This window comes from Sunxiuqinia sp. sy24, from assembly GCF_052677165.1.
The window spans coordinates 1-4,984 of the sequence record NZ_JBQYLH010000036.1; the positions used below are offsets into that span (position 1 = coordinate 1).

General features: G+C 41.0%; 1 protein-coding gene. It reads right to left on the reverse strand.

Annotated features, from left to right (window positions below; translation table 11 throughout):
• Positions 1-3,755: HYR-like domain-containing protein (locus ACUNWA_RS18920; RefSeq protein WP_445593491.1), on the reverse strand; the 3,755-nt coding region annotated here is incomplete at its 3' end.
• Positions 3,756-4,984: the final 1,229 nt, after the last annotated feature.

A 4,984-nucleotide genomic window follows, 5' to 3' on the forward strand; every position in this document is an offset into this window, starting at 1 on the left:
CAATCGTGATTATTACCGGCACAATCTTCATAGTTAAATACCCAGACCATATCGCCAGTACAAGCAATAGCATCCGGCGTGGTCACCAAGGTTGGGGTAATTGGATTACCGCAGTAATCATTAACGGCAGGTGGTATCGGCTGAACCTGAGCATCAGCCAGGCAATCTACAGTTGAACTTCCGTCAGCCGGCATGTTTGCGGCAAAATCAGGAATATCAACCGTGTAAGTATACACCCAGTCGTAAGCATTTCCCACGCAATCCAAATAAGTAAACGTCCAGGTTATATCTCCCTCACAAGCAGGATCAGTTGATCGGACACCTTCACTAACATCCAACAAAAGGCCGTTGCTGTCAGAAACAACAGGTGGAGTTGGTTTTGTGGCATCAATAGCACAATTAACTGTTGATGCTTCATTTGCGGGCATCTCAACTATTGGTTGTTCTTTTGCATAAGTATGGGTCCACTTATAGGTCTTGCCGGAACAATCAGTATAAGTAAAAGTCCAGATCCTAGCACCAAAACAATCATTATTTCCAGTGGCAACACCGCTACTAACCAATAATTCCCTTCCACAATTGTCAACAACGATAGGAGGAACTGGTTCAGCCATCCCCGCATTATCAGGATCAGTAACAACTTCCACTACATTTGCGGGCATAATAACCACGGGAGCGCTAATAATAATGGTATGTGTCCAGTCGTGGGTGTTTCCTTCGCAATCGGTATATGTCCAAGTGTAAACCATCTCTCCATTACAAGCTGGAGTTGCCGGCGTAGCACCTGCAACCGGAGTGATTGGATTGCCGCAAGCGTCATATACTACAGGAGGTGTTGGCGGAACCACATCATCCACACAAGCAATGGTTTCAGTCACATTTGCGGGCATGGTGAAATCCTCCCGTTCAATTGTATAAGTATAAACCCAGTCATGAGAATTGCCTACACAGTCTTCATAAGTCCAGGTATAGGTAACCGTTCCCTCACAACCGTCATAGCTACCACCTTCTACCGGCCCGGATGGGGTAATTGGATTACCACAGTTGTCATTTACTGAAGGCGGAATCGGTTCAGTGGCTTCTGAAACACAAGCAACAATAGAACCATCATTTTCAGGCATCGTGAAATCTTCCACCTCAATCCTGTATGTATAAACCCAATCATGGCTGTTGCCTGCACAATCCTCGTAAGTCCAGGTATAAGTAACAGTCCCCTCACAATCGACATAGCTACCGCCTTCTACTGGCCCGGATGGGATAATTAAATTACCGCAATGATCGTTCACTTCAGGAGGTGTAGGTTCAGTCGCTTCAGAAATACAGGCTACAGTTGAACCTTCATCTGCAGGCATTGTAAAATCAATCACATCAATCGTGTAGGTATAAGTCCAATAGGAAACATTACCCGCACCATCCGAATAAGAATACGTGTACACTCTGGTTCCTTCACAGCTAATTGGATCCGGATTATCAACATACCCCTCCAAAACACCTACGATAATACCATCGCAATTATCCAATGCGGTTGGAATATCAGCAGGTTCAAGTGCATTGGCCAGGCAATTTACTGTTGAACTTCCAGCTGCAGCAGAAACAACCGGTGAAGTGTTGTCGGCAAGTGCCGATTCTAAATCAACAACATTATTCAACTCATCTTTGTCGGGCGTATCCGACCACACTTCTGCCCTATTCGTAATCGATCCAATTGCCGAGCATTCAGGAGTAACCGTCACCGTATAGTTAACTTCATCGCCAACGGCAAAGCTTGGGATTGTTGGCCAGGTAATAATACCTGAAGTATTTACACCTCCATCAGAAATAGCACCAACAGTTAGTCCAACCGGTAAAAGGTCTTTAACGACCACATTAACAGCAGGCTTGTCACCCTCATTTGTTATCGCTAAAGTATAAGTGCTTTCCATTCCAGGCTCAAGTGCCGGAAATACGGTCTTTTCAATTTTTAAGTCAGGTAGAATTTTAACCGCAATCGCCCAGGAGGAAGTGTTGTTGAATTCGTCAATTTCAGTTGTGCCGGTATCAGCTCCATCAATGATAGCAGTATTATTCAACAGATAGGTTCCTCCAACTGTAAAGTTAGCTGCACTTTTCACTGCTAAGGTAACATTAAATGATCCCTGATCTCCCGGATATAAAGTTCCCCCGGAAGCTGGATCAATTGAAGCTAAGTCAAAAGTGATTTCATTGCCATCTACAACCCCGTTTCCCGTATTGCTAACATAGCTCAATTTCCCGGCATCAAATGAGTCGAAAATCTCAACATTCTCGACCGGACAAGTTCCTTCATTTGAATAGGTCAAAGTATAGGTTACAGACTCTCCTGGAACCGCTTCTTTTTTTACCGATTCCTTTGTAATCACCAAATCTGGATGTGACACTATTCCAGAAGTAATTGAAGCGGTAATTGGACTAGTAAGACCATCAAAAGTTAAGGATGCATTGTTCGTCAGCGACCCGGTACAATCACCCTCTGCATCGACTAAGACTTTAAATTTAACAGTAATGGCATTGATAGGTCCATCAAAAATCGGATCAAGCCCCCAAGTTGCTGTTCCCTCTGTTTCATTATAACTAAAAGATACTGGTTCACTCAGTCCATTGCCAATCCCCACTTCATAAGTTGCGCTTCCCTCAATATAGCTTGCTCCTTCTGGAAAGAAATCTGTTAAAATGGGATTTGTGGCAACTGCTGAAGATTTATCATTGGAGTTAAATATATAAATGGTGTAATCGACTACTCCTCCACGTTGAACCGGATCAGGAGCAGCAATCTTAGTCAGTGTTATTAAAGGTTCATTGACATTCCCTACAATGAGTGTCTGAGTCCGACCATCATCTTGCTGTCCACTAACAATAGACTGAGCAATAATATCCATGCAATTCCACTTATCCCCAGATCCACTACTTGGATTAGTTCCTGATGGTGACTCTTTTTTAACAAAGAAATATTTTGATTCGCCAGGTCCTAGCCAATCTGTTGCCGCAACATTTTGATTATTTAAATCGATAATCGTTCCATCAAGTGGTTGAAAATCTTTATCACCATCAAGGTTTGGATAACAATCATATCCCCGAATACTATCCGGATGCTGATTAATAAACAAACTAAAGTTATCATAAATATTTCCTCTATTCTCCACCTTCACCAGGTGGTAAGTCAATGCACCTGTCGCCGACTTAATGATTCCATTAACATCAGTCACCTCTGTATCTGAAATCTGGGTGACCCATGTTTTCACCTCAGAAGTTTCCGGAGTAGTCGTTCCAGTACTTACAATACTAACGACACTAGAAAATTCTGTAATCCCAACATTAGGCATATAAAAACCAGATGACGAATACCCATATTTAGTACCTCTTACACCAGCTCTAATTCTAACATGAATTACATAAGGGCCAGCTCCCATCAATTCCAACTGGGGGATAAAACCCTTATTCCAAGTGACCGTATTTGTTGCTTCATCATAATTCCCATCAGGACTCGCCTCTACAAAGGTATAGTAATCTGGAGTAGTTGGTAGTTGCAAGGTGATTTCCACATCATGAGCAATTTGATCACCCGTGTTACTATAAGTAATTGTATAGATAAGGTCATCTCCTGGCTCTACATCCGAATCACCGGTCATTGAAATGGAGAGGTTCTCCTGTGCAAAACCAGCTGTGGCCATCAATACCATGGCACTCATTAAAACAAGCTGCTTTAGCCACCTAATATTTTTATAAACTTTTGTTTTCATACTTGTACTGTTTTAATGTTGCCACACATGTCGTTAGAAGTTAGTCGGAAAGTATTCGTCGACGCATCACACCTGAATGGAGCCATGCAAAAGAATTTGATATACTTGAAATATTTCATAGCCATACAGCCTGAAATAGAGAAGAGGAGATTCGTACGATCCAGTTGGAAAATTTGATTGTCAACCGAAACGCGACAAAAAGAAGTCAGCTTGTTGCTTAAGTAACTTACCCGCCAAATCAAAGTAGAGCCTTGCTTCATAGGAGTCGTTTATGGATTAGTGTTCTAATTTTATGGTTACTTATTCTACTTCCTTAACTTACCTGTTAATTAGAGGTAGATATACATCCTTGTTAATCAGCTTTGGTAATCAAGTTACGGCAATTAGAAGTTCGAGTCAATATGTTAAAGAGTAAAGTGATTTCGACCAATCAAACAGTATTTCTGAGATAGCTAAAGCCTATTCTCAGTTATTAAAACCTATGATTTTTGATGCGAATAGGTCATTTTTTGATCTATAATTGGGGGTTTATCAACAAAAAAGTGTTTATATCTGCGCGAAAAGTGAAGAAAGGTGACAATCGTTAGGGCTAATTACTAGTCAGAATTTAGTCCAACAAATAACAAAAAACCACTCAGCATAAATCGTATAGTTATGTATAGTAAAAAAGCAAAGACATGCCTACTATTCAAAGCTTAGACGACCGTAAAATTCGTCAAAAGAAAGTCACTCTGAAATTCAAAATTCTAACCATCTGCTTTACGACTACGGAGCGAGATATGATCGAAAATGAAGGGCTTACATGGAAGTGCTACTTTCTTTGAATTTCATTCTATAAAACTGAGAAGTCGAGAAACATGCATGTGGAATATCCTTTAACAGAAATAAGGACCGGAATTGCAACAAATAAAGACGTCCAAGTGATAACTAAGGTCACTAAGCCAACCCATACGCTTCCGGCTTGGTGCTACAATTAGGACCAACAACTTATAGGAATCAAATAAAAATAAAGAAGAAAAAGGAGTAGATAAAGTCGTCCAGACGGAAATACAGCCATTCCATGATATTAGCCTCCAATCCATATAACCAGAAATTGGGCTGTAAATGACCTGATGCCTCCAGAACAAACACATGCTGGAATAATACGGATCATGGATCAGTATAAATTTCCGGTGGAGTAAAAATTATTATCATCTTTGCTTTATATTCTTTTTTACCGATCAATGAAC